Source organism: Telluria sp. Soil_C_11 (assembly GCF_057657395.1).
In genome coordinates, this window is record NZ_JBDGIN010000021.1 from 20,813 (window position 1) to 43,449 (window position 22,637).

The window sequence follows — 22,637 nt, forward strand, 5'->3', positions numbered from 1 at the left end:
AATACTGCCGACGGCCGTGAACGGTATCGGCCGCGTGGAGAACACAGATGGAATTCCAGTTCCTCGGCACCTCATCGGGCACCCCGAGCAAGGCCCGCAACGTGAGCGCGCTGGCGCTGCGCTCGCTGGGCGCCTCGCGCGCCGCACGCCACTGGTCGCTGGTCGACTGCGGCGAGGGCACCCAGCACCGCATCCTGCGCACCAGCTGGTCGCTGCACGACCTGCGCGCCATCTTCATCACCCACATGCACGGCGACCACTGCTACGGCCTGCCCGGGCTGCTGGCCAGCGCCGGCATGCTGAACCGCACGGCGCCCCTGGTCCTGGTAGGCCCGGCGCCGCTGCGGCCTTTCCTGGAGGGCGTGATGGCGACCACCGGGCTGGCCTTGGCGTTCGCGCTCGAATTCGTCGACGTGAGCCGCTTCGTGGATACCGACGCGCCGCCGGAAGTGCTGCCCGACCTGCTGGTGCGGGCGACGCCGCTGTCGCACCGCATGCCCTCATGGGCGTATTCGTTCACGGAGCGGGAAGTCGAGCGCAAGCTGGACACGGCGAAGCTGGAGGCGGGCGGGGTGGCGCGCGGGGTCGCCTGGGGCGAACTCCAGCATGGCAGGAGCGTCACGCTGGACGACGGCCGCGTCCTCGATCCGCGCGACTGGCTGCTGCCGGGCCGCAAGCCGCGCAAGGTGATCGTCGGCGGCGACAACGACCGGCCGGAACTGCTGATCGGGGAGGCGCGCGACGCCGAGGTGCTGATCCACGAAGCCACCTACACCGAAGAAGTGTTGCAGAAGGTGGGACCGGGACCGCAGCACAGTTCCGCGCGCATGACGGCGCTGGCGGCGGCCGGGGCCGGGGTGCCGAACCTGGTGCTGACGCATTTCAGTCCGCGCTACCAGCAGAACGACAAGGGACCGCAGACGATGGCGGACCTGGAGAACGAGGCGCGCGAGGTGTACCGGGGCCGGCTGTTCCTGGCGAACGATTTCGACCGATTCCAGCTGGACAGGCAGGGACAGCTCAGCTTGCTGGGGTGAGCCCAGGCGGACGAACTCGACCGCCGCAGCTCGCGCCTGAGCCTGTTGGCCGAGGGCCGGGCCGTGCACGCGGCCCTGCACCGCAACGACGGACGGCTGAAGGAGCAGGCCCTCGGCGGCTTCTCGGACGAGGACAAGGACGCGCTGGTGGCGCTGCTGGCGCGGGTGCGGGCCAATCTTCAGGGAATGCCGGACTGAGCGTCAAAAGGGCAGGCTGCCCTGGGCTTCGTCCTGGCGCGCACTTTCCGGGGGATAGCTGATCCGCCTGCCGTCCACCTTCGCAAACGGGGTCAGCTTGTGCGGGCGCGGTTTCTGCGGGCCGATGATCTCCTCGACCGGAATGCCGCGTACCAACAGCGCATCCGCCACCAGCGAGCGGTGGCAGCGCCAGGGGACGGCCTCGGCGCACATCAGGGCGCAGCGCGTGTTTTCCGCCAGCGCAACGACGGCGTCGACGTTCTGCGCGAACTCCTCGGTCTGCATGTAGTCGGCATAGCCGCGGAACGAGGTATTGCGCCAGCCGCCGTTCGGCGAATCCGGGCGTGGTCGGCGCAGGCCGCCCAGGCCGGCAAGATAACGGTAGCCGATGCCGGCCGCGGCCAGCGAGCCCGGCAGCTGGTCCTGGCCGAATTGCGGATTGTGGCGCGACTTCGGCACCGTCCGGATGTCGAGTACGCAGTCGATGCCGTTCTGCTTCAGCAATCCGATGAATTCCTCGATCGAGCGGTTCGAATGGCCGATGGTGGAGACGGTTTCCATGCTGTCATTCTGGCACAGGCGCCCGGCGGCCGGCGCAGGCCTGCTGGGAAATCCGCCCGCCGTCCCCATATCGCCGGCATGCGCACACTGTTCCGGAGCCTTGCCGTCGCCGTCGTCCTCATCGCCCTCGGGGCGGTGCTGGGCCCGTGGCTGGAAAATCTTGTCTACGCGATCCGGCTGGGGGCGATGCCGGCGCCGGCCGCGCTGCCGGTGCCGGTGGCGGGCGTCGAGCCGTCCCGCCTGGCCGACACCTGGGGCGGGGCGCGCAGCGAGGGCCGCAAGCACGAGGGCATCGACATCTTCGCCAGGCGCGGCACGCCGGTGCTGTCCGCCACCGAAGGCATCGTGATGCGGGTCGGCACCAACCGGCTCGGCGGCCAGGTGGTCTGGGTGCTGGGCCCGGGCGGGCAGCGCCATTACTACGCCCACCTGGACAGCTATGGCGACGTGCATGCCGGCATGCGCATCGGCGCCGGCAAGATCGTCGGCTACGTCGGCAACACGGGGAATGCGGCCAGCACGCCATCGCATCTGCACTACGGCATCTACACGGCCGGCGGCGCCGTCAATCCCTATCCCTTCCTGCACCCGAAAACACGATAGGGCCGATTCCTACAAGCGCACCGTAGGAGGCGCCGCGGCAGGCAGCCGCCGCGCCTGCCGCACTACAATTGTGCAAACCTGTCTGTCAGACGACATCGGAACGATTCCGCAATGGACACCGTCGAAGCAAGAAAATTTGTCGAACCGAAAATCAACGACCAGCTGAGGGCGGACACCGTCCTGTGGCGCTACCTGGACGCCGCCAAGCTGTTCGACTTTTTCGAGAACTCGACGCTGTTCTTCTGCCGCGCCGACCGCTTCAGCGACAAGTTCGAAGGCGCCTTCACCCCTTCGCTGCGGCAGCAGATCAGCGACGCCTATGCCAGGGGTGAGATCGACTACACCTACGAACAGTTCAAGCGCCGCATGCGCGAGTCCGTTTTCATCAATTGCTGGCACCGCAGCCAGGACGACAGCGCCGCCATGTGGGCGCTGTACGGCAAGTCGGAATGCGCGGTGGCCCTGACCAGCACGGTGGGCCAGCTGGCCGAGACCCTGCGCGGCATCGACAAGGAGCATGCCGTCTCGATCGAGCGGGTCGAGTACGTCAAGCACTGGAGCGATCCGAAGCTGGACGTCTCGCCGGACTACGCCCGCATCTTCGCCTACAAGACCAAGGCCTACGAATACGAAAAGGAAGTGCGGATCATCATCGACCGCACGGGGCACGATACGATGCCCGAGCTGGCGCAGGCCGGCATCGTGGTGCCGATCGACGCTACCCGGCTGCTGCGCAGCATCGTGATCGCGCCGGACGCGCCGCCCTGGTTCGAGGCCCTGGTGCGGCAGTCGGCGCGGCGCTACGGCATCCAGGCGCCGGTGCGGCGTTCGAAGCTGGCCACCGACCCGATCTGAACGGGGTAGCGGATTCCGATACCGTCGGTTGCGGATTTCATTGCATTTTAGAAAACACATTGCGCCTCTCCCGGCCCCGTCACCATCATGGCGAACCTTCACTGTCGAGAGGCCCGCCATGTTGCCCACCATTTTCATCGTCTTTGCCGCCTGCTTCATCCTCGAACGCCTGGCGCCCGGCTGGCGCCTGCCGCATGTGCGCACCTGGCCGCTGCGGGTGCTCCTGATCAATGCCGTCCAGCTGGCGGTGGTCGTGCTGGCGGGCCTGAGCTGGGAGCGCTGGCTGTCCTCCGCCTCGCTGCTGCACCTGTCGCGCCACGTGGGGCCGGCGGCCGGCGGCCTGGCCGCCTACTTCATCGCCACCTTCGTGTTCTACTGGTGGCACCGGGCGCGCCATGAGTCCGATTTCCTGTGGCGCGTGTTCCACCAGATCCACCACAGTCCGCAGCGCATCGAAGTCATCACCTCGTTCTACAAGCATCCTGTCGAGATGATCGTCAATTCGATCATCGGCAGCCTGCTGGTGTATGCCTTCCTCGGCCTGTCGCCGGAAGCGGGCGCCGTCTACACCCTGTGCACCGCGCTGGGCGAGTTCTTCTACCACACCAGCGTGCGCACGCCGCGCTGGGTCGGCTGGTTCTTCCAGCGCCCGGAGATGCACCGCGTGCACCACCAGTACGGCCGCCACCGCAACAACTACGGCGACATCGTCTGGTGGGACTGGCTGTTCGGCACCTACGAAAATCCGGCCCGCTTCGAGGACCGCTGCGGCTTCGATCCCGACCGGGAAGAGCGCCTGCCGGAGATGCTGGCCTGGCGCGACGTGCACCGCGATCAGGCATAGCGCCGGCGGCGCGCGCGCAGGGCCACCAGCAGCAGGCCCGGCGCCAGCATCCAGGCCGCCGCCGGCTCGGGAACGGGCGGGGCAGGGGCCGTCGCGTAGACCCACACGAAGGCGTCGGCGTAGAGATAGCCGGAGGCCGTCGCGTCGCTGTCGTTGCGGAAAGTGATGTCGAACAGTTGTTGCTCGTCGAAGCTGGTAGGCTTGCCCGGCGCGGTGGAGGCTTCCGCAGTGCGTCCGTCCGAGAAGAAGCCGACGCTGCCGTCCGCGAAGGTGAGCTTGACGTTCAATTCGCTCTGGGCGCGCGCGTACTCATCGCCCTGCATGTCGCTGACACTGCCGCTGGCCTGGGCGCTGGAGCCGAGCCGCACCTCGGTGTGGGGCGACAGCAGGAATTGTAGCCAGGACGAGGTGGCGCTTGCCTCGATCCTGCCGTCGAGACCGTTGGGCAGGCCGGTGGAGGCATTCACGTCGAGCAGCATGCCGATGCCCTTGGCGCCGCTGATCAGGACATGCGCGGACTGCGCGAGGCCATCGTAGGTGCGGTCCAGGTTGCCGTAGCCGCCGAGCGCCGTCTCGCCGCCGAAAGCGTTGCCGCGCCAATGCATGATGTCGGACCGTTCCGGGATCGTGGGAATGTCCTGGAAGCTGAGCGAAGGCGCCACGCCATCGTCCGGATCCAGGTCGACCAGGGTGGTGGCGAGCGGGCCCTGGACGATGTGGGCGGTGGCGGTCGCGTGGGCTGCGATGGGCACAAGGCTGGCCAGCGCGAAGGCGGCGGTTGCGATGGAGCATAGCGGCATGACGACCTCCTGCAAGCGGGATCCCCACAGCTTAGCAGGCGCTGCGGCACGCACGATGGCGGACGCGGCCGGTGCGGCTGCCAAGCAACTCAGCCATGGAGCCGAATCGCTTCGAGCACATGGGTTCCCGCTGCGTGCTGCGCCGAAGCCCGTCCGGCTATACTGCACACAACGCCAAACCCGCCAGACACCATGTACGCAGCCGTCGACCTCGGATCCAACAGCTTCCGCCTCCACATCGGCGAACCCATCGCCGGCCAGATGCACATCGTGCGCACCGCGCGCGACCCGATCCGCCTGGCGGCCGGGCTGGGGCCGGACGGCGCGCTGAGCGACGAGGCGATGGAAACGGCGGTGCGCAGCCTGCGCGACTTCGGCGCGATCCTGCGCCAGCACCGGCTGGACGCGGTGCGGGTGGTCGCCACCAATACCATGCGGGTGGCCACGAACGCCGAAGCCCTGCTGCCGCGCCTGGAGGCGGCGATCGGCCATCCGATCGAAATCATCTCCGGCGAGGAAGAGGGGCGGCTGATCTACATGGGCGTCTCCGCCGCCCTCGGCCGGCCCGGCGAGCAGCGCCTGGTGATCGACGTCGGCGGCGGTTCGACCGAGGTGATCGCCGGCCGCGGCGACCAGATCCAGCTGGTCGAATCCTTCAGCATCGGCACCCATCCGCAGAGCGCCGCCTATTTTCCCGGCGGGGCCGTCGACGCCGCCGCGTTCGAGGCCGCCGTCAACGCCGCCCGCGCGCGCTTCGAGGATGCCGCCGGCCAGTACCGCGCGCACGGCTGGCAGGCCGTCTACGGCTCCTCGGGCACGATCCGCGCGGTCAACGAAGTCATCACGCGCAACCGCCTCGGCGACGGCGCCATGTCCTTCGACAGCCTGCTGGCGCTGCGCGACCGCCTGGTCGCGGCCGGCCACGTCGACGCCTTCGACCTGCCCGGCATCAAGCGCGAGCGCGTGATCGTGATGGCGGGCGGCCTCAGTGTCCTGATCGGCGCGATGCAGGAATTCGGGGTGGGCGCGATGACCGCGATTAACGCCGGGCTGCGCCTGGGCGTGCTGTCCGACCTCGAGCTGCGCGCCCAGCGCAGCGACCGGCGCGACAGCGCGGTGCAGGACTGCATGCGCCGCTTCGGCGTGGACGAGCAGCGCGCCCTGCGCACCGCCGCCATCGCGCGCCAGCTGTTCGACCGCCTGGGCAGCGGCGACGACAGCCTGCGCCGACACCTGCTGTGGAGCTGCATGCTGCACGAGGTCGGACAGGCGGTGTCGCACACCGGCGCCCACAAGCACGCCGCCTACATCGTCGAGCATGCCGACCTGCCGGGCTTCACCAGCCGCGAACAGCGCCTGATGAGCAGCATCGTGCTGGCCCAGAAGGGCAATCTGCGCAAGGTGAGGGAAGCGCTGGGCGAACCTGGCCTGGCGAGGGCCGTGCTGGCGCTCCGCCTGGCGGCCGTGTTCATGCACGCGCGCGTGGACGGCGACCTGGGCGCGCTGGGCCTGCGCATGAAGAACCGCATCGAGATCGACACCCCGCGCGGCTGGCTGAAGCAGCACCCGACGGTGGCGGCCTGGTTCGAGAAGGAAGCCGCGGCCTGGGCCGAGGTCGGGATTCCCTTCCAGGTCGCGCAAGTCTAGGCTGCAGTCTGGCGTATCGTCGCCATGCGCGGCCGGGCCAGGCGCAGGTAGTCATCCGCGTCCAGCACGATCGAGGCGTCCAGGCGGCCACTTGCCGCCAGCAATCTGCAACTAACCGACGAGAGACGATACAACTACCAACAGCCGGGGCCTGGCCGGCCCCGCGGCGATCAGGAAAAGGCAGGCGCAGGGCCGGAACAGCTCAGCGCAGCTTGCCGACCATATCCGGTCCCACCGCCAGCCGCACGAACGGCGCCGGATCGTCCTCGCCCTTGTGCGAAATCCAGAACACGCTGGCCTTGCGGATCTTCCAGTCCTGCACCTGGCCGCTGAGGATCAGGGAAGCGACCTGGCCCAGCAGCGGGTTGTGGCCGACGATGACCACCGGCTGGCGCGCGTTCGGCCAGCCGGCGGCTTCGAGGATGGCTTGCGGGGTCGAGCCGGTGTTCAGGGCGTCGACGATCTGGAACTTGCGGCCCAGGCCCTCGGCCGTCTGCACGCAGCGGGTGGCGGGGCTGGACAGGATCCGGCAGTGCGAGGGCAGTTGCCGGTCCAGCCAGGCGCCGACGCGCGAGGCGTGGCGCGCGCCCTTCGGCGTCAGCACGCGCTTCTGGTCGGCTGCTTCGTCGGGCTTGTGCGGTTCAGCCTCGGCGTGACGCCACAGGATCAGTTCCATGCTCGCTCATCTCCATGTTGAGTTCCTTGTCTTGCTGGTCCGCCGCAGGGCCCATGCCCAGCGTTTCCATCAGCTGCAGCTGGGCGCTGTAGAGCTTCTGGCTGCCGCGCGGCTTGCGGCGCCGGTAGTGGCCATCACTGCCCAGCTCCCAGGCGTCGACGTTGTCCTTCAGGTAGACCTGCAGGCCTTCCCGGATCACCCGCTTCTTCAGGGCCGGCGAACGGACCGGGAACGCGATCTCCACGCGGCGGAACAGGTTGCGGTTCATCCAGTCGGCGCTGCTGAGGTAGACGTCGTGCTGCAGCTTGTTGCGGAAGTAGAAGATGCGGCTGTGCTCGAGGAAGCGGCCGACGATCGAGCGCACCCGGATGTTCTCGGACAGCCCCGGCACGCCCGGCCGCAGCGAGCAGGCGCCGCGCACGATCAGGTCGATGCGCACGCCGTCCGCGGAGGCGTCGTACAGCGCGCGGATCACCGATTCGTCGGTCAGGGAATTCATCTTGGCGATGATGCGCGCCGGCTTGCCGTCGCGCGCGATCGCGGCTTCCTGGCGGATCGCCTTCACCACTTCCTTCTGCAGCGAGAACGGCGCCAGCCAGATGCTGGAGAGCTGGGTCGGGCGCGTCATGCTGGTGAGGTGGATGAAGACTTCGTTGACGTCGGCGGTGAGCTCCTCGTTCGAGGTCAGCAGGCCGAAGTCGGTGTAGTGCTTGGCGGTGGTCGGGTTGTAGTTGCCGGTGCCGAGGTGGGCGTAGCGGCGCAGGCCGTGCGGCTCGCGGCGCAGCACCAGGGCCAGCTTGGCATGGGTCTTCAGGCCCACCACCCCGTACACGACCTGGGCGCCGGCTTCTTCCAGGCGCTCGGCCCAGTTGATGTTGGCTTCCTCGTCGAAGCGCGCCATCAGCTCGACGATCACGGTGACTTCCTTGCCGCGCAGGGAAGCCTCGATCAGCGCTTCCATCAGCTCCGAATTGGAACCGGCGCGGTAGATGGTCTGCTTGATCGCGACCACGTTCGGGTCGGCGGCGGCGCAGCGGATGAATTCGATGACGGGTTCGAAGGACTGGAAAGGATGGTGCAGCAGCACGTCCTGGCGCGCCAGCACGGCGAAGATGTCGTGGTGGTTCGCCAGCTTGGACGGAAAGCCGGGCACGAAGGGCGCGAACTTCAGCTCGGGCCGCGCATTGCTGTTGACGATCTCCAGCAGGCGGCCCATGTTGACGGGGCCGTCGACGCTGAACAGGCGCGAGCGGTCGATCGAGAACTGGTCGAGCAGGAAGTCGGCCAGGTGGCGCGGGCAGCCGCGCGCCACTTCCAGCCGCACCGCGAAGCCGTAGTTGCGGCTGTGCAGTTCGCTCTGCAGGGCCTGGCGCAGGTTCTTGACCTCTTCCTCGTCGACCCACAGGTCGCTGTTGCGGGTCACGCGGAACTGCGAATACGAAACCACCTCGCGTCCGGTGAACAGCTCGGCCATGTGGGCCTGGATCACCGAGGACAGCAGGCAGTAGGAGGCGCCCGGCTTGTCGGACAGCCCGTCCGGCAGGCGGATCACGCGCGGCAGCACGCGCGGCGCCTTCATGATCGCGATCCCGGTGCCGCGCCCGAACGCATCCTTGCCGGCCAGCTCGACGATGAAGTTCAGGCTCTTGTTGATCACGCGCGGGAAGGGGTGGGCCGGGTCCAGCCCGACCGGCGTCAGCAGCGGCCGCACTTCCTTGTCGAAGTACTGCTTGACCCAGGCCTTCTGGGCCGCGTTGCGGTCCGAGCGGCGCAGCAGGTGGATGCCGTTCTCGGACAGGCGCGGCAGGATCTCGTCGTTCAGCAGCGCGTACTGGCGCGCGATGATCTGGCGGCATTCTTCGCTGGCGCCGTCCAGGTTGACGCTGGAGAGGGCGTCGAAGCCACTGATCCCGCTCTGGTGGCGGTGCTGGGCCAGCAGGCTGGCGACCCGCACTTCGAAGAATTCGTCGAGGTTGCTGCTGACGATGCACAGGAAGCGCAGGCGCTCGAGCAGCGGCATGGCCGGATCCTCGGCCTGCGCCAGCACGCGGCGGTGGAACTCCAGCAGGGATATTTCACGGTTCAGGAACAGCGCCGGGCTGTCGGCATGCGGCGCTGCCAGCGTCTCGTCCGGTTTCGACTTCATGTCCATTGGGCTCGAATATTTCACTCTTGGCAACGGAGTGTAGAGCCCGATTATGACAACATCGTGACCGGTACGGCGCGCGACAGCTCAACAGTGCCTGGTCCGCTTTCAGGCGGGCAGTGCCCGCTCCACAGGACAATTCATTGCCAGCATGCGCTCGACCGGTGGCAGCGCGCGCAGGCGCTCGCGCCACCACTTCAGCGCCGCGCCTTCCTCGCCGGTGCGCCAGGCCATGAACAGGGTCTCGTCGGGCTTCGGTTCCTCGACCTCCTTGACGACCAGGCGGCCCGCCGCGATTGCCGGACGGGCCCAGGCTTCGGGCAGGAAGCCGAAGCCGAGGCCGGCCAGCTGGAAGTCGTACTTGGTCTGCATGTCGGGCACGGTGAGGGTGTCCTGGCCGAACAGCAGGCCCACGGTGCGCGCCTGCAGCAGGCGCACGGAATCGGCCACCGACACCGCGCGGTGCCCGCTGAGCTCGGCCTTGCCCAGGCGATGCCGCACGCTCGCCAACGGATGCGAGGGCGCGACCACGAACACGAAGGACATGGTCCCGATCGGCTCCGCCGTGTAGCCGCCGCCCGACGGGCCTTCGCCGGCGGCGCCGGCCAGGAAGTCGACGCGGCGGTCGAGCAGGCTTTCCCAGGTGCCGGACAAGGCTTCCTTCACGATGCGCAGGCGAGTCTGGTCCGCCACCTCGTAAAAGGCGCGGATATCGTCCTGCAGGCCGAGCGGAGACAGCGCCGAGTCGAGCCCGATCGTGAATTCGGTCTCCCAGCCGGAAGCGACGCGGCGCACCCGGCTTTCGAGGTCGCCGGCCGCCTTCAGCAGGTAGCGGCCTTCCTTCAGCAATTCCTCGCCGGCGGGCGTGAGCACCACGCGCGGCCCGAAGCGTTCGAACAGCTGCACGCCGAGGTCTTCCTCGAGCTTGGAAACGGTGTATGAAATCGTCGACGGCACCCGGAACAGTTCCTTGGCGGCGCTTGAGAAGCTGCCGCGGCGGGCGATGGTGTCGACGGTGAGGAGGGCATCCAGGCTGATTCTTAGCATGTGATTATTTTACAATAGGGCCATGCTCATTCCCATCGCCCCCAATCTCTGGCATATGGAACGCGGCTTCAAGGCCGCCGGCCTGCCGGTGTCGTCGCGCATGACCGTGGTCCGTTTTGGCGACGGCCGCCTGTGGCTGCACTCGCCGGTGCGCTTCGACGAGGCCGTGGCCGGACAGTTGCGCAGCCTCGGCGACGTCGCCTGGATCGTCGCCCCGAACCGCGCCCACCACCTGTTTGCCAGGCACGCCCAGCGCATGTTTCCGGGTGCGGCGCTGTACGGCGCACCCGGCCTGGCCGCCAAGCGCCCCGACCTGGCCGGCCTGGTCGAGCTGGGCGATACCGTTCCGCGCGAGTGGCAGCATGAGCTCGACCAGGTCTGGATCCGCGGCGTGCCCTTCGTGAACGAGGTGGCGTGGTTTCACAAGGCCTCGAAGACGCTGGTCATGACCGACGTGCTGCAATGCTGGGGCGGAAGCCTGGACTGGAAGACGGCGCTGTACGCGCGCCTGACCGGCGTGCGCAGGCGCTTCGACGTGCCGCGCACGGTGCGGCTGGTCATGCGCGACAGGGCGCTGTTCGCCGGCAGCGCACGCATCATCCTGGCATGGCCGTTCACGCGCGTCATCACGGCGCACAACAGCATCGTCGAGCAGGATGCGCATGTTCTCGTGGAGCGGGCTTTCAGCCGCTTCGGGGCATGAAGGGGCCTGCCCGCGCGCCGCAAGCTGCGGTATCCTTGCCGGAACTTCATTTACCAAGGAATCGCATGCTCCCGTCCGCCCGGTCCCTGTACGCAGCCAGCCTCGCTGCCGCGATCCTCGCAGCCAGCGTCCCCGCCACCTTCGCGCACGCGGCGCCCGCGCCCGCATCCGCGCGCGAACAGGCGCTGGAACGCAAGGTCGACCAGATCGCCGCGAAGTTCTACGACGCCCGCGCGCGCTTCGATCCGATGCTGTACGCCACCGCCAACGGCGACAGCCGCTACGACGACCAACTGGGCATGGCGATCGACCCGCAGGTCCGCAAGCGCTACCTGGCCGCGAACCATGGCTTCCTGAAGCAGCTGCAGGCGATCGACCGCGCGCGCCTTTCCTCGAAGGCGCAGCTGAACTACGACATCCTGGCCGCCGAGATCCGGGCCCAGCTCGACCTGGAGCGCTTTCCCGAGCACCTGCTGCCGCTGAACCACTTCGACAACATGCCGAGCAACCTGGCCAACTACGCCAGCGGCACCGGCTCGCAGCCGCTGGAGACGCCGGCGCAGTACCGCGCCTACCTGCGCCGGCTGGAGCAGCTGCCGGCCTGGATCGACCAGGCGATCGCCAACATGAAGGAAGGCATCCGCACCGGCGTGGTGCAGCCGAAGATCGTCACGACCCGGATGCTGCCGCAGTTCCGCCAGCTGCGCAGCAGCGATCCGCAGGCCAGCGTGTTCTACTCGCCGGCCACGCGCATGCCGGCGAGCTTCGCCGACCAGGACAGGCGCGCGCTCGCCGCCGGCTACCGCCAGGCCGCCGTGAAGATCGGCCAGGCCCTGGACCGCCTGTGCGCCTTCCTCGAGAAGGACTACCTGGCGGCCGGCCGGACCAGCGCCGGCTATGGCGCGCTGCCGGACGGCGCGGCCTGGTACCAGGCGCGCATCAGGAACAACACCAACCTCGACCTGCCGCCCGGCCAGATCCATGATCTCGGCCTGAAGGAAGTGGCGCGCATCCAGGCCGAGATGGCGAAGCTGGCGCCGAAACTCGGCTACGAGGGCCCGCTGAAGGACTTCCCGCAATGGGTCGCGACGCAGCAGAAGTTCAAGCCCTTCACCAGCGAGCAGCAGGTGCTGGAACGCTACCGCCAGATCTACACGCAGGTCGAGGGCAAGCTGCCGCAGTATTTCAGCCTGTTGCCCAAGGCCCGGCTCGACATCCAGCTGGAGCCGGAGCTGACCCGCGCCACCGCCTCCGACCACTACACGCCGGTGGCCGCCGACGGCTCGCATCCGGGCGTGTTCTGGGCCGTGGTCAACGATCCGAAGGACTACGACACGGTCGGCATGGCCACGCTGCTGCTGCACGAAGGCGTGCCGGGCCACCACTTCCACGCCGCCCTGCTGAAGGAATTGCCGCTGCCGGACTTCCGCAAATTCTTCACCGAGCATCCGAGCGCCGCGGCTTACACCGAAGGCTGGGCCCTGTATTGCGAGACCCTGGGCCGCGAGTTCGGATTCTACGAGGACCCCGCCTATTACTACGGCCACCTGAACGACGAACTGCTGCGCGCCGTGCGCCTGGTGGTCGACACCGGCATGCACGCCCAGGGCTGGTCGCGCGAAAAGGCGATCGCCTACGCGATGGAAAACCTCGGCTACAGCGAGGACAGGGCCGCCAACCAGATCGAGCGCTACATGGTGTGGCCGGGCCAGGCGCTGGCCTACAAGATCGGCGCGCTGAAGATCCTGGAGCTGCGCGAGCGAGCCCGCCAGGCGCTGGGGCCGAAGTTCAGCTATGCGAAGTTCCACGAGGTCGTGCTGGGCGACGGCACCTTGCCGCTGCCCATCCTCGAGGCCCAGGTTCAGCGCTGGATCGACGGCGCCAGGTAAAGCCGCGCGCCCGCCAGCCGGGCGCCCAGCTTTTCCAGCACCAGCGCCAGGCCGAAGCAGGCCAGCAGCACCGGCAGGTAGACCGTGAAGGTCCAGGCCTGTTCCTTGCCCAGCGCCGCGCGATAGAGTTCCACGGCGGCCAGCACCACGAACATGTGCGACAGGTACAGTTCGTAGCTCAGGCTGCCCATCCGGGCCAGCCAGTTCAAGCCGGCGCGGGGCACCGGCGGATGCGCGTGGAAGGCCAGCAGCATCAGGCTGGCGCCCAGCACCAGTCCGTACATGCCGGACTTGAACAGGTGGCGGTGCACCAGCTCGCCCCAGCCCAGCACCATCAGGATGCAGAAGGCGCCGAACAGGGCCAGCGCGCGGGCTTCGCGCGCCGAGGGGCGCCAGCGCCGGGCCAGCAGAGCCGCCAGCACGCCCCAGGCGATCGCCGCCATCCCCGGCAGGTAGGCCTTCTCCCACCAGACCTCGTCCGCCGCCGGCACCAGGGCGCGCAGCGGCGCCAGGGCCAGCGCCCACGCCAGCAGCAGGCCGACCAGCAGGCGCCGCGGCAGCCAGAGGCACAGCAGCGGAAAGCCGATATAAAACGCTTCCTCGATCGACAGCGACCACAGCACGTCCCAGCCGGCCGGGGCCCAGCCGGTGCGGCCTTCGTACCAGTTGAAGGTGAAGCTCAGGCTCGAGCCCAGCAGGCCGGCCAGGCTCTGCCGCTCGGGGTTCGGGGCGAAGCCTTTCACGCCGAGCAGGGCCAGCGCGCCCAATACCGCCAGCGTCGCCAGCAGCAGCGGCAGGATGCGCAGCGCGCGGGCGCGGTAGAAGCGGCGCAGGTCGACGCGATGGAGCGCACCGTCGCGCTCGACGATGCGGGTCGCGATCAGGAATCCGGAGATCACGAAAAAGATGAACACGGCTTCGTAGCCGTTGAAGCCGAGGGCGTCCAGCAGGCGCTTCGGCAGCCAGTCCCGCAGCAGGCTCGGGCCCAGCGGCAGGCGGAAGGGCAGGGCCAGGTGGTGCACGATCACGAGCAGGATGGCCAGGCCGCGCAGGCAGTCGATGCCGAAATTGCGGCGCGCCGGGACCGGGATGGCGGGAGCGGAGTGTGGTGTCATCCTTGCATGGTAACAGCGCTTCGGCAGTCATCGAAAAAATCGATGATAGCTAGGGAAATAACTCGTTTTTCTTCCGCCGTCCGGGTGTCCCATAATGCCTTCCATCGACAACCCACACCCAAGGAGCACACCATGGAAACCAGCAAACTCTACCCCGTCGGCCGCGCCCTCGCCGGCACCCTGTTCGTCGTCTCGGGCATCAACAAGATCCTCGCCTTTTCGTACGTGGCCGGCTGGATGGGCAGCCTGGGCCTGCCGCTCGCCGGCCTGCTGCTGGCGGCCGCGATCGCGCTCGAAGTCGGCGGCGGGCTGGCACTGATCACCGGATTCCAGGCGCGCTGGGCCAGCCTCGCGCTTGCCCTGTTCCTGGTCCCGGTCACGCTGATCTTCCACGGCTTCTGGAGCGCGGGCGCCGCCGAGGTCCAGAACCAGCTGAACCACTTCCTGAAGAACGTGGCGATCCTCGGCGCGATGCTGGTGATTTTCGATATCGAACGCCAGCGCGTCCAGGCAAGGGCCGGTGCCGCCATCCTGCGCACCCGCGCCGCCTGAGCAGGGACATCACGTACAATCGTCCGAAAACAGGGAGACCATCATGGAAGTGACGACGCACCGCGGCCAGGGGCCGCTGCAGCAGGTGATCGAGATCGGCCCGCACCGGCTCGTGACGGACGTGGCGCCCGAACTGGGCGGCGAGGGCAGCGGCCCGGAACCGCACGACCTGCTGGCGGCGTCGCTGGCGGCCTGCACCACGCTGACGGTCAACCTGTATGCCAGACGCAAGGGATACCAGCTGGACGAAGTACAGGTGACGATCCGCCACGGCCAGGAAGGCGCGGCCTACGCCCTGCACCGCAGCATCCGCTACGTCGGCCTGCTGACCGAAGAGGAAAAGCAGCGCCTGACGGATATCGCCAACAAGTGCCCGGTCCACAAGACCCTGTCCGGGCAGATCCAGATCACCACGGAGGCTCTCTAAAATGGAACTCAACGAAGACGGCATGCTGGAAACGATCGTCGTGCCGCGCACCCATGACCTCGGCGGCGGCTTCGAAGTACGGCGCGCGCTGCCGCACAAGGACCGCCGCATGGTCGGCCCCTTCGTCTTCCTCGACCAGATGGGCCCGCACGTGTTCAACGCCGGGCAGGGCATCGACGTGCGGCCGCATCCGCACATCGGCCTGTCCACCGTCACCTACCTGCTGGAAGGCGAGATTTCGCACCGCGACAGCCTCGGCACGGTGCAGGACATCCGCCCCGGCGCGGTGAACTGGATGACGGCCGGGAAGGGCATCGTCCACTCCGAGCGCACCGGTCCGCAGGTGCGCGCCAGCGGCTCGACCCTGCACGGCCTGCAATGCTGGGTGGCGCTGCCCAGGGCCAAGGAAGAGAAGGACCCGAGCTTCTCGCACATCGGCGCCGACCAGCTGCCGGTGATCGAAGGCGACGGCGCCAGCGCCCGCATCATCGCCGGCGAATATTTCGGCAAGCGCGCCCCGGTGCCGGTCGAATCGCCGCTGTTCTACGTCGACCTGGTCCTGCAGCCCGGCGCGCGGATCGGCATGCCGGCCGAGTACGGCGAGCAGGCCCTGTACGTGGTGGAGGGCACGCTGGACCTCGGCCGCGATGGCAGCTTCGGGCCCGGCCAGCTGCTGGTGCTGAAACCCGGCGCGGCCGTGACGCTGGCCGCCGGCAATGGACGCGGCGCGCGCGTGATGCTGCTGGGCGGCGAGCCAATGGATGGCCCGCGCTACCTGACCTGGAACTTCGTCTCCAGCTCGGCCGACCGCATCGAACAGGCCAAGGAAGACTGGCGCGAGATGCGCTTCCCGCAGGTGCCGGGCGAGACCGAATTCATCCCGCTGCCCGACCTTCCGGGCCGGCCCGTGCGCTATCCCTGAAGCCGGGCCCGGGGCCGGTCCTGCGCCGCGGGGGCGCCGCCGTGCGCGTGGCGCCGCAGGTAGTCGGCGCAGGCCTCGGCGTCCAGCGGTTTGCTGTAATAAAAGCCCTGGATCTGGTCGCAGCCGGCCGCGCGCAAGCCCTCCAGCTGCTGCTCCAGTTCGACGCCTTCGGCGATCACGGTCAGGCGCAGGCTGTGCGCCAGGGTGATGATGGCCTCCACCATCGCCATCGACTCTTCGCTCTGGTGCATGTCCTGCACGAAGGAGCGGTCGATCTTGATCTTGTCGACCGGCAGGCGCTTCAGGTAGCTCAGGCTGGAATAGCCGGTGCCGAAGTCGTCGATGCTGAGGGTGACGCCGAGCCCGCGCAGGCGCGCCATCAGGTCGGCGCTGCGCTCGGGGCATTGCACCGACATGGTCTCGGTGAGTTCGAGTTCCAGGTCGCCCGGCGCCAGCGCGGCGCCGCGCACCACGGCGTCGACGCAGCCGACGATGTCGGTGCGGTGGAACTGGCGCGCCGACAGGTTGACGGCTACCGGCACGGTCGGCACGCCCTCCGCGCGCCAGGCGCGGCACTGCTCGACGGCGCTCTTCAGCACCCATTCGCCGATTTCGACGATCAGCCCGGCCTCTTCGGCCACCGGGATGAATTCGACCGGCGAGATCAGGCCGTGCTTCGGATGGCGCCAGCGCAGCAGCACTTCGAGCCCGGCCACCGAGCCGTCCTCCAGCGCGATCTTCGGCTGGTACATCAGGAACAGCTCCTTGTGGTCGAGGGCGGCGCGCAACTGGCTCTCCAGCGCCAGCTTGCGGTTGACGGCCTGCTGCAGCTCTTCGGAAAAGCGCTGGGTCTGCCCGCCGCCCATCAGCTTGGCGCGCCGCGTGGCCAGGGTCGCGTTGTTCAACAGGACGTCGGCGCTGTCGCCGTCGTGCGGGAAGATCGCATAGCCGATGCTGCAGGTCAGGGGAATGGTGCCGCCGGCCGGGGTCTTGAACTCGCGCTGCACCGCCTGCGTCAGCTGGCGCAGGCGGTCGCGCGCCACGCTGTCGTCGCCGAGGCCGGGCAGCAGCACCACGAATTCGTCGTTGCCGATCCGCGCCAGCTGGTCGCCGGGGCGCAGCACCCCCTGCAGGCTCCAGGTGATCGACACCAGGGCCTGGTCGCCGGCATGGTGGCCGAGGGCCTCGTTCAGGCGCTTGAACTTGTCCAGATTGATTGCGGCCACCAGCGTTGGCGTCCCCTGTTCGCGCCATTCCTTGAGACCCTCGCCGATCGTGCGCGCCAGCGCCTGGCGGTTCGACAGCCCGGTCAGCTGGTCGTGGTTGAGCAGGAACTCGACCTGGCCGGCGGCCGCGCTCAGTTCGGGATTGGCGGCGTCCAGCAGCACGTGCGAGTACAGCGCCTGGGCCGCGGTGGCCAGCTGGCGGTGGTGGATCAGCTGTTCGACCATGCGCGCCAGGTCGCGCAGCATGTCGAGGTCGTCGTCGCTCAGCTGGCGCGGTACGCGGTCGATCACGCACAGGGTGCCGATCGCCATGCGGTCCACCGAGTACAGCGGCACGCCGACGTAGAAGCGCAGGTGGGTGTCGCCGGTCACCAGCGGGTTGTCGTGGAAGCGCGGGTCTTTTGTCGCATCGTTCACGACAAGCGGCTCGTGCTCGAGGATGGCGTGGCCGCAGAAGGAGATGTCGCGCGCGGTTTCGCTGCCTTCGAAGCCGCAGCGCGACTTGAACCACTGGACGTCCTTGTCCACCAGCGAGACCAGCGCGGTGGGGGCGTGCAGCAGGCGCGCGGCCATGCGCGTGATGCGGTCGAAGGCTTCCTCGGGCGCGCTGCCGAGCAGGCGGGTGGCGTGCAGGGCGGTCAGGCGCCGTGCTTCGTCGACGGGGATATCTGGAATCTGCATTGGTCCTCTCGTGGTAAAACTGATCCGCGAGAACCCATTCTGCCATGGTCGACCGAACTGGAGCACGCGCCTGCCGGTCCGGGCCGGGAAGCGCGCGAGCCCCTCGCTTTCATGCTTTATCGTGCAAGCATTCTTGCGTTACCATCGTGACGGTGCCCCGCACGGCGGCGGGCGGGAAAAGGGAGATGGATGATGAAAGCGATCGTAACCGGCCACACGAAAGGCCTGGGCGCGGCCCTGGCGCGCAACCTGCTGGCGCGCGGCGTGCCGGTGCTGGGCCTGGCCCGTACGCGCTCCGACGAACTGGCGCACAACTGGCCCGAGCTGTTCGAGCAGGTCGAACTCGACCTGGCCGACGGTCCGGCGCTCATCGACTGGCTGGACGGCAGCAAGCTGTCCGATTACCTGGATGGTACCGGCGCCGTGCTGTTGTTGAACAATGCGGGGATGGTGAGCCCGGTCGGACCCCTCGAACAGCAGGACCCGCGCGCGGTGCTGCGCGCGGTGACCCTGAACGTGGCCGCGCCGATGGCGCTGGCGGCGGCCGTGGTGCGCGCCAGCGACGGCGGGCAGAAGCGCATCATGCACATCTCCAGCGGGGCAGGGCGGCATGCCTATCCCGGCTGGAGCGTCTACTGCGCCACCAAGGCGGCGCTCGACCAGCATGCGCGCGCGGTGGTGCTGGACGGCGGCCAGGACGTGCAGATCTGCAGCCTGGCGCCGGGCGTGATCGACACCGGCATGCAAGCCGAGATCCGCGCCACCCCGGAAGAAAGCTTCCCGATGCGCCAGCGCTTCGTCGACCTGAAGGACACCGGCACCCTGCTCGACCCCGACGAGTGCGCCGAGCAGCTGGTCGACTACCTGCTCGGCAAGTCCTTCGGCGACGAGGTCGTGGCCGACCTGCGCACGCTCGGGGCTTAAGGTGCCGGCGGAATGTGCAGGCCGCGGGCGACGGCAGGCCGCGCCACGAAAGCCTGCAGCACGCGCGCGACGTTCCTGAAGTCCTGGAAGCCCACCAGCTCGCCCGCGCCATAGAAGCCGATCAGGTTGTTCACCCACGGGAAGGTAGCGACGTCGGCGATCGTGTACTCGTCGCCCATGATCCAGTCGCGGCCTTCGAGCTGCCTGTCCAGCACTGCCAGCAGCCGCTTCGATTCGGCCACGTAGCGGTCGCGCGGGCGCTTGTCCTCGTAATCCTTGCCGGCGAACTTGTGGAAGAAGCCGAGCTGGCCGAACATCGGGCCGATGCCGCCCATCTGGAACATCAGCCACTGGATCGCCTGGTAGCGCAGCGCCGGATCGCCTGGCAGCAGCTTGCCGATCTTGTCGGCCAGGTAGATCAGGATCGCGCCCGATTCCCATAGCGGCAGCGGGCGGCCGCCGGGGCCGTCCGGGTCGATGATGGCCGGGATCTTGTTGTTCGGGTTGAGGGACAGGAACTCGGGCGAGAGCTGGTCGTTCCTGTCGAAGGCGACCCGGTGCACCTCGTAGGGCAGGCCGGTCTCTTCCAGCATGATCGCGACCTTCACGCCGTTCGGCGTGGGCAACGAATACAGCTGCAGGCGCTCCGGATGCTGCGCGGGCCATTTGCGGGTGATGGGGAATTGGCGCAAATCCTTGCTCTGGTCGGTCATGGTCGGCTCCCTCGGGGTGAATGGTCGGTATTGATTGTACTCAAGATACGTCCGCGGCGTGGGTGGGAGCATAGGTCTTGGTCCCAAGCAATCATCGGCGGAAAATCATGGATGAGCTCCTGCGCTATTACGAGGAAGAGTTGGGCCTGTTCGGTCAGTTCGCGCGCGAATTCCGCGCCCGCTATCCGAAGCCGGCCAGCGAGCTGCACCTGGCCGGCGAAACCTACGAAGACCCGGGGGTGGCGCGGCTGATCCAGTCGGTGGCGCTGCTGAGCGCCCGGATCCGCAAGCGCCTCGACGACGACTACCCGAAATTCACCGAATCGCTGCTCGAGAGCCTGTACCCGCATTACCTGCGGCCGATGCCCTCGCATACCATCGTGCAGGTGGGCGGCCGCGGCGACGCCGAACTGCCGGACGCACCGGTGCTGCTGCCGAGGGGAACGATGCTGCGCACCAGCGCCCGGCATGACAGCATCTGCCTGTTCCGCACCGTCTACGACGTGCTGCTGGCGCCGCTGCGGGTGGCCCGGCTGGGCTTTGCGCCGCTGGCGAAAGCGCCGCGTTCGGTGCGCCTGCCGCGCGGCGCCGCCAGCGCCATCGGCATCACGATCGACACCCCGGGCCCGCGCCCCCTGGCCGAGATCCTGCCGGCGCGCCTGCGCCTGTTCGTCGACGGCGAAGCGTCTACCCGCGCGGCCCTGATCGATGCGCTGTTCCTGCGCGGCGCCTGCGCCTTCGTGCAGGTTGGGGGCGAAGCGGCCTGGCTGCCGCTGCCGGCCGTGCCGCTGGCGCCCGCCGGCTTTGCCGAGGACGACGCGATGATCCCGTTCCCGGCCCGTTCGCACCCGGCGCTGCGCCTGCTGAGCGAGTACTTCTGCTATCCCGAGAAATTCAACTTCGTCGACCTCGACACCGCCGCGCTGCGCGCCCTGCTGCCGCCGCGCGCTGCCTCCTTCACCCTGCACGTGGTCCTGACCGGCGTGCCGGCCGACGCCGACGCGGCGCGCCTGCTGGCCACGATCGGCCCGCGCAACCTGCTGCCGGCCTGCACGCCTGCGATCAACCTGTTCCCGAAGGCCGGGGCGCCGCTGCAGCTGTCGTACACCAGCGCCGACTACCCGCTGCTGGCCGACGGTTCCCATGCGGCCGACTACGAGATCTACAGTGTCGACGCGGTGCGCCTGGTGCGCGAGGGCCCGAGCGCAGGCTCGGGCGGGCCGGGCAGCGTGACCCGGTTCGCGCCGCTGTACGCCGCCGACGCCGACGCTGCCCAGCCCGGCGAGGCCAGCACCCACTACTGGATCACCCGCCGCGACCACGCGGTGGCCGCCGTCAGCCCCGGCCACGAGATGCGGATCGCCCTGATCGACGCCGATTTCAGCGCCGCGACCGCCGGCGCCCCGGGGTGCCGGACCACGCTGTCGACCATGCTGACCTGCACCAACCGCGACCTGCCGTCCCAGCTGCGCCATGGCGATCCGCAGGGCGACCTGCGCACCGACGAACTGTCGGCCGTGGCGCCGATCCGCATGCTGCGCAAGCCCAGCCCCACCTTCCGCTTCGGCACCGCCAAGGGCGCGCACTGGCGCCTGATCTCCCACCTCTCGCTCAACCACGCCAGCCTGACCATGGCCGGCCTGGACGACTTCCGCAGGATGCTGGCCCTGTACGACCTGCCGCGCTCGCCGGCCGCGCAGCGCCTGATCGCCGGCATCCACGGCCTCGAGCATGGCGCCGTGCGCGCCTGGGTGCGCAACGCGCCGGTGTCGACCCTAATGCCGGGCATCGGCATCCGCCTGACCGTCGACGAAGACGCCTTCGCCGGCAGCAGCCTGTTCGTGTTCGCCCAGGTGCTCGACCATTACTTCGCGCTGAACGGTCAGCTGAACTGCTTTACCCGGCTGCAGGTCGTGTCGCGCCGGACCGGCCAGGAAATCCTTGCATGCGCACCCCGCCACAGCAGCCAGCCGCTGGGCTGATCGCGCGCCTGCTGGCCGAGCCGCAGCGCTTCGAGTTCTTCCAGGCCGTGCGGCTGCTGTTGCTGTGGCTGGGCGAGCAGGGCGTGCCGCCGCGCCGCGCGCTGGAGCGCCACCTGCGCTTCCGTAACAGCCTGGCGTTCGCTTTCCCGGCCGGCCAGGTCGAGGCGATCGCGCCCGAAGCGGTGGCGGACGGGTTGGCGCCGCAATTCCACCTGACCCCGACCTTCATGGGCCTGCTGGGCGCGCACGGCGCGCTGCCGAGCCACTTCACGGAGCGCATCGCGGCCTGGGAGTCGAGCCAGCCGGACGCCGAGCTGGCGGAGGCGCCCCGCGCCTTCCTCGATATCTTCACGACCCGCATGCTGGCCCTGTTCTACGGCGCCTGGCGCAAGTACCGGATCGAGCACTCCGTGTCCGTGGCCGACGGCAGCGACGCCTTCCTGCCGCTGCTGCTGGCGCTGGCCGGCTTTCCCCGGGGCGCGCCGCACGAAGAGGTGAGGGATGCGACGCTGGCGCGCTACGCCGGCGTGCTGCGCCGGCGCCCGGCCTCCGGAGTGGTGCTGGCCAGGGTGCTGTCCCACCATTTCGGGGTGCGGGTGGCGCTGCAGGAAGGGATCGGCCATTGGAATGCGCTGGCGCCCGCCGAGCAGAGCGTGCTGGGCGGACGGGGGGCTCAGTGCAGTACTGTGCTCGGCCAGGCCGCCGTGCTGGGCGAACGCTGCTGGCGGCCCGACCTGCGCGTGCGCGTGCGCATCGGCCCCTTGAGCCGGGCGCAGTTCGAGCGCTTCCTGCCGCATGCGGCCGGGGCGCGGGCCCTGCGCACCCTGCTCGGCCTGTTCGCCGCCCCGACCCTCGGCTACGAAGTGGTGCTGGTGCTGGCGCGCACCGAATTACGCCCGGTGCGCCTGGCCGGCGGGCCCCAGCGCCTGGGCCGGGACAGCTTCCTGATCACGGCCCCGGCACGGCAGGACCGGGCCGACATGGTGTACCAGATGCGGCCGATGCCGCCGCTGCCGGCCAGCCCCCCGGCCTTCGCGCTGGACGACCTTCCGGAGAATCCGGCGGACGGGGCTTGACCTTCCCATCGTG

At 68.8% G+C, this 22,637-nt stretch carries 22 protein-coding genes; 14 read left to right on the forward strand and 8 right to left on the reverse strand.

The window, feature by feature from the left end; all coding sequences use genetic code 11:
* The first annotated feature begins 47 nt into the window (after positions 1 to 47).
* Both AC3A6M_RS22355 and AC3A6M_RS22360 read left to right on the forward strand, forming a co-directional pair.
* Positions 48 to 1,037 carry a ribonuclease Z gene (locus tag AC3A6M_RS22355; RefSeq protein ID WP_487854917.1) on the forward strand — a complete coding sequence of 330 codons (990 nt, stop codon included), beginning with the start codon at positions 48 to 50 and terminating at the stop codon, positions 1,035 to 1,037.
* A gap of 45 nt (positions 1,038 to 1,082) precedes the next feature.
* Entirely contained in the window at positions 1,083 to 1,235 is a 153-nt protein-coding gene (locus tag AC3A6M_RS22360; RefSeq protein WP_487854918.1) for a hypothetical protein, read from the forward strand.
* A gap of 3 nt (positions 1,236 to 1,238) precedes the next feature.
* Here the strand turns inward: AC3A6M_RS22360 and AC3A6M_RS22365 are convergent, their stop codons facing one another.
* Positions 1,239 to 1,796, reverse strand: a complete 558-nt coding sequence (locus tag AC3A6M_RS22365; protein WP_487854919.1) for a DUF488 domain-containing protein — start codon at positions 1,794 to 1,796, stop codon at positions 1,239 to 1,241.
* Positions 1,797 to 1,874: 78 nt separating this feature from the next.
* On the opposite strand from AC3A6M_RS22365, the gene AC3A6M_RS22370 reads away from it, so the two are divergent.
* The 3 genes from AC3A6M_RS22370 (at position 1,875) to AC3A6M_RS22380 (ending at position 4,098) form a co-directional block, all read left to right on the forward strand.
* Positions 1,875 to 2,399 carry a M23 family metallopeptidase gene (locus AC3A6M_RS22370; RefSeq protein WP_487854920.1) on the forward strand — a complete coding sequence of 175 codons (525 nt, stop codon included), beginning with the start codon at positions 1,875 to 1,877 and terminating at the stop codon, positions 2,397 to 2,399.
* A 111-nt stretch (positions 2,400 to 2,510) separates the two neighbouring features.
* Positions 2,511 to 3,254, forward strand: coding sequence for a hypothetical protein (locus AC3A6M_RS22375; RefSeq protein ID WP_487854921.1), 744 nt, complete (start codon positions 2,511 to 2,513; stop codon positions 3,252 to 3,254).
* A 118-nt stretch (positions 3,255 to 3,372) separates the two neighbouring features.
* Entirely contained in the window at positions 3,373 to 4,098 is a 726-nt protein-coding gene (locus AC3A6M_RS22380) for a sterol desaturase family protein (protein WP_487854922.1), read from the forward strand.
* Here AC3A6M_RS22380 and AC3A6M_RS22385 read toward each other — a convergent pair.
* Positions 4,089 to 4,898, reverse strand: a complete 810-nt coding sequence (locus AC3A6M_RS22385) for a hypothetical protein (RefSeq protein ID WP_487854923.1) — start codon at positions 4,896 to 4,898, stop codon at positions 4,089 to 4,091. The two genes, AC3A6M_RS22380 and AC3A6M_RS22385, sit on opposite strands and share 10 nt — an antisense overlap.
* Positions 4,899 to 5,090: 192 nt before the next feature.
* Here AC3A6M_RS22385 and AC3A6M_RS22390 point away from each other — a divergent pair, with 192 nt between their 5' ends.
* Positions 5,091 to 6,545: a Ppx/GppA phosphatase family protein gene (locus tag AC3A6M_RS22390; protein WP_487854924.1), complete on the forward strand. Its 1,455-nt coding sequence runs from the start codon at positions 5,091 to 5,093 to the stop codon at positions 6,543 to 6,545.
* Between the two features lie 202 nt (positions 6,546 to 6,747).
* Here the strand turns inward: AC3A6M_RS22390 and AC3A6M_RS22395 are convergent, their stop codons facing one another.
* The 3 genes from AC3A6M_RS22395 to AC3A6M_RS22405 form a co-directional block, all read right to left on the reverse strand.
* Complete coding sequence (locus AC3A6M_RS22395) at positions 6,748 to 7,221, reverse strand: SixA phosphatase family protein (protein ID WP_487854925.1); 474 nt, start codon at positions 7,219 to 7,221, stop codon at positions 6,748 to 6,750.
* Positions 7,187 to 9,373 carry a polyphosphate kinase 1 gene (gene ppk1, locus AC3A6M_RS22400; protein ID WP_487854926.1) on the reverse strand — a complete coding sequence of 729 codons (2,187 nt, stop codon included), beginning with the start codon at positions 9,371 to 9,373 and terminating at the stop codon, positions 7,187 to 7,189. The genes AC3A6M_RS22395 and ppk1 overlap by 35 nt, the downstream gene beginning before the upstream one ends.
* A gap of 102 nt (positions 9,374 to 9,475) precedes the next feature.
* Complete coding sequence (locus AC3A6M_RS22405) at positions 9,476 to 10,414, reverse strand: LysR substrate-binding domain-containing protein (RefSeq protein WP_487854927.1); 939 nt, start codon at positions 10,412 to 10,414, stop codon at positions 9,476 to 9,478.
* A 22-nt stretch (positions 10,415 to 10,436) separates the two neighbouring features.
* Between AC3A6M_RS22405 and AC3A6M_RS22410 the strand changes: the two genes are divergently transcribed.
* A complete protein-coding gene (locus AC3A6M_RS22410; RefSeq protein ID WP_487854928.1) occupies positions 10,437 to 11,117 on the forward strand; it encodes a DUF4336 domain-containing protein in 681 nt (226 codons plus the stop codon).
* A gap of 65 nt (positions 11,118 to 11,182) precedes the next feature.
* Positions 11,183 to 13,006 carry a DUF885 domain-containing protein gene (locus AC3A6M_RS22415; protein ID WP_487854929.1) on the forward strand — a complete coding sequence of 608 codons (1,824 nt, stop codon included), beginning with the start codon at positions 11,183 to 11,185 and terminating at the stop codon, positions 13,004 to 13,006.
* Here the strand turns inward: AC3A6M_RS22415 and AC3A6M_RS22420 are convergent.
* Entirely contained in the window at positions 12,979 to 14,121 is a 1,143-nt protein-coding gene (locus tag AC3A6M_RS22420; RefSeq protein ID WP_487854930.1) for an acyltransferase family protein, read from the reverse strand. The genes AC3A6M_RS22415 and AC3A6M_RS22420 overlap by 28 nt on opposite strands.
* Positions 14,122 to 14,253: 132 nt before the next feature.
* Between AC3A6M_RS22420 and AC3A6M_RS22425 the strand changes: the two genes are divergently transcribed.
* From AC3A6M_RS22425 to AC3A6M_RS22435, 3 genes are read left to right on the forward strand one after another with little or no spacing between them, the layout of a single operon-like run.
* Complete coding sequence (locus AC3A6M_RS22425; RefSeq protein WP_487854931.1) at positions 14,254 to 14,673, forward strand: DoxX family protein; 420 nt, start codon at positions 14,254 to 14,256, stop codon at positions 14,671 to 14,673.
* Positions 14,674 to 14,716: 43 nt separating this feature from the next.
* On the forward strand, positions 14,717 to 15,100 hold the full coding sequence (locus tag AC3A6M_RS22430) for an OsmC family protein (protein ID WP_487854932.1): 384 nt from the start codon (positions 14,717 to 14,719) through the stop codon (positions 15,098 to 15,100).
* 1 nt (position 15,101) lies between these two features.
* Positions 15,102 to 16,022, forward strand: a complete 921-nt coding sequence (locus AC3A6M_RS22435; RefSeq protein WP_487854933.1) for a pirin family protein — start codon at positions 15,102 to 15,104, stop codon at positions 16,020 to 16,022.
* On the opposite strand, the gene AC3A6M_RS22440 is transcribed toward AC3A6M_RS22435, so the two are convergent.
* Positions 16,013 to 17,929 carry a putative bifunctional diguanylate cyclase/phosphodiesterase gene (locus tag AC3A6M_RS22440; protein ID WP_487854934.1) on the reverse strand — a complete coding sequence of 639 codons (1,917 nt, stop codon included), beginning with the start codon at positions 17,927 to 17,929 and terminating at the stop codon, positions 16,013 to 16,015. The genes AC3A6M_RS22435 and AC3A6M_RS22440 overlap by 10 nt on opposite strands.
* 189 nt (positions 17,930 to 18,118) lie before the next feature.
* On the opposite strand from AC3A6M_RS22440, the gene AC3A6M_RS22445 reads away from it, so the two are divergent.
* Positions 18,119 to 18,853, forward strand: coding sequence for an SDR family oxidoreductase (locus tag AC3A6M_RS22445; protein ID WP_487854935.1), 735 nt, complete (start codon positions 18,119 to 18,121; stop codon positions 18,851 to 18,853).
* Here the strand turns inward: AC3A6M_RS22445 and AC3A6M_RS22450 are convergent.
* Complete coding sequence (locus tag AC3A6M_RS22450; RefSeq protein WP_487854936.1) at positions 18,850 to 19,566, reverse strand: glutathione S-transferase N-terminal domain-containing protein; 717 nt, start codon at positions 19,564 to 19,566, stop codon at positions 18,850 to 18,852. The genes AC3A6M_RS22445 and AC3A6M_RS22450 overlap by 4 nt on opposite strands.
* 107 nt (positions 19,567 to 19,673) lie before the next feature.
* Here AC3A6M_RS22450 and tssF point away from each other — a divergent pair, with 107 nt between their 5' ends.
* Both tssF and tssG read left to right on the forward strand, forming a co-directional pair.
* Complete coding sequence (gene tssF, locus AC3A6M_RS22455; RefSeq protein WP_487854937.1) at positions 19,674 to 21,548, forward strand: type VI secretion system baseplate subunit TssF; 1,875 nt, start codon at positions 19,674 to 19,676, stop codon at positions 21,546 to 21,548.
* Entirely contained in the window at positions 21,512 to 22,624 is a 1,113-nt protein-coding gene (gene tssG / locus AC3A6M_RS22460; protein ID WP_487854938.1) for a type VI secretion system baseplate subunit TssG, read from the forward strand. Before tssF ends, tssG begins: the two co-directional genes overlap by 37 nt.
* Positions 22,625 to 22,637: the final 13 nt, after the last annotated feature.

What these genes read in the sequence shown, in the direction of transcription:
- AC3A6M_RS22355 (WP_487854917.1), top strand. Translation starts at nt 48, where the DNA reads ATGGAATTCCAGTTCCTCGGCACCTCATCGGGCACCCCGAGCAAGGCC.
- AC3A6M_RS22365 (WP_487854919.1), bottom strand. Translation starts at nt 1,796, where the DNA reads ATGGAAACCGTCTCCACCATCGGCCATTCGAACCGCTCGATCGAGGAA.
- AC3A6M_RS22370 (WP_487854920.1), top strand. Translation starts at nt 1,875, where the DNA reads ATGCGCACACTGTTCCGGAGCCTTGCCGTCGCCGTCGTCCTCATCGCC.
- AC3A6M_RS22375 (WP_487854921.1), top strand. Translation starts at nt 2,511, where the DNA reads ATGGACACCGTCGAAGCAAGAAAATTTGTCGAACCGAAAATCAACGAC.
- AC3A6M_RS22380 (WP_487854922.1), top strand. Translation starts at nt 3,373, where the DNA reads ATGTTGCCCACCATTTTCATCGTCTTTGCCGCCTGCTTCATCCTCGAA.
- AC3A6M_RS22385 (WP_487854923.1), bottom strand. Translation starts at nt 4,898, where the DNA reads ATGCCGCTATGCTCCATCGCAACCGCCGCCTTCGCGCTGGCCAGCCTT.
- AC3A6M_RS22390 (WP_487854924.1), top strand. Translation starts at nt 5,091, where the DNA reads ATGTACGCAGCCGTCGACCTCGGATCCAACAGCTTCCGCCTCCACATC.
- AC3A6M_RS22395 (WP_487854925.1), bottom strand. Translation starts at nt 7,221, where the DNA reads ATGGAACTGATCCTGTGGCGTCACGCCGAGGCTGAACCGCACAAGCCC.
- ppk1 (WP_487854926.1), bottom strand. Translation starts at nt 9,373, where the DNA reads ATGGACATGAAGTCGAAACCGGACGAGACGCTGGCAGCGCCGCATGCC.
- AC3A6M_RS22405 (WP_487854927.1), bottom strand. Translation starts at nt 10,414, where the DNA reads ATGCTAAGAATCAGCCTGGATGCCCTCCTCACCGTCGACACCATCGCC.
- AC3A6M_RS22410 (WP_487854928.1), top strand. Translation starts at nt 10,437, where the DNA reads ATGCTCATTCCCATCGCCCCCAATCTCTGGCATATGGAACGCGGCTTC.
- AC3A6M_RS22415 (WP_487854929.1), top strand. Translation starts at nt 11,183, where the DNA reads ATGCTCCCGTCCGCCCGGTCCCTGTACGCAGCCAGCCTCGCTGCCGCG.
- AC3A6M_RS22420 (WP_487854930.1), bottom strand. Translation starts at nt 14,121, where the DNA reads ATGACACCACACTCCGCTCCCGCCATCCCGGTCCCGGCGCGCCGCAAT.
- AC3A6M_RS22425 (WP_487854931.1), top strand. Translation starts at nt 14,254, where the DNA reads ATGGAAACCAGCAAACTCTACCCCGTCGGCCGCGCCCTCGCCGGCACC.
- AC3A6M_RS22430 (WP_487854932.1), top strand. Translation starts at nt 14,717, where the DNA reads ATGGAAGTGACGACGCACCGCGGCCAGGGGCCGCTGCAGCAGGTGATC.
- AC3A6M_RS22435 (WP_487854933.1), top strand. Translation starts at nt 15,102, where the DNA reads ATGGAACTCAACGAAGACGGCATGCTGGAAACGATCGTCGTGCCGCGC.
- AC3A6M_RS22440 (WP_487854934.1), bottom strand. Translation starts at nt 17,929, where the DNA reads ATGCAGATTCCAGATATCCCCGTCGACGAAGCACGGCGCCTGACCGCC.
- AC3A6M_RS22445 (WP_487854935.1), top strand. Translation starts at nt 18,119, where the DNA reads ATGATGAAAGCGATCGTAACCGGCCACACGAAAGGCCTGGGCGCGGCC.
- AC3A6M_RS22450 (WP_487854936.1), bottom strand. Translation starts at nt 19,566, where the DNA reads ATGACCGACCAGAGCAAGGATTTGCGCCAATTCCCCATCACCCGCAAA.
- tssF (WP_487854937.1), top strand. Translation starts at nt 19,674, where the DNA reads ATGGATGAGCTCCTGCGCTATTACGAGGAAGAGTTGGGCCTGTTCGGT.
- tssG (WP_487854938.1), top strand. Translation starts at nt 21,512, where the DNA reads ATGCGCACCCCGCCACAGCAGCCAGCCGCTGGGCTGATCGCGCGCCTG.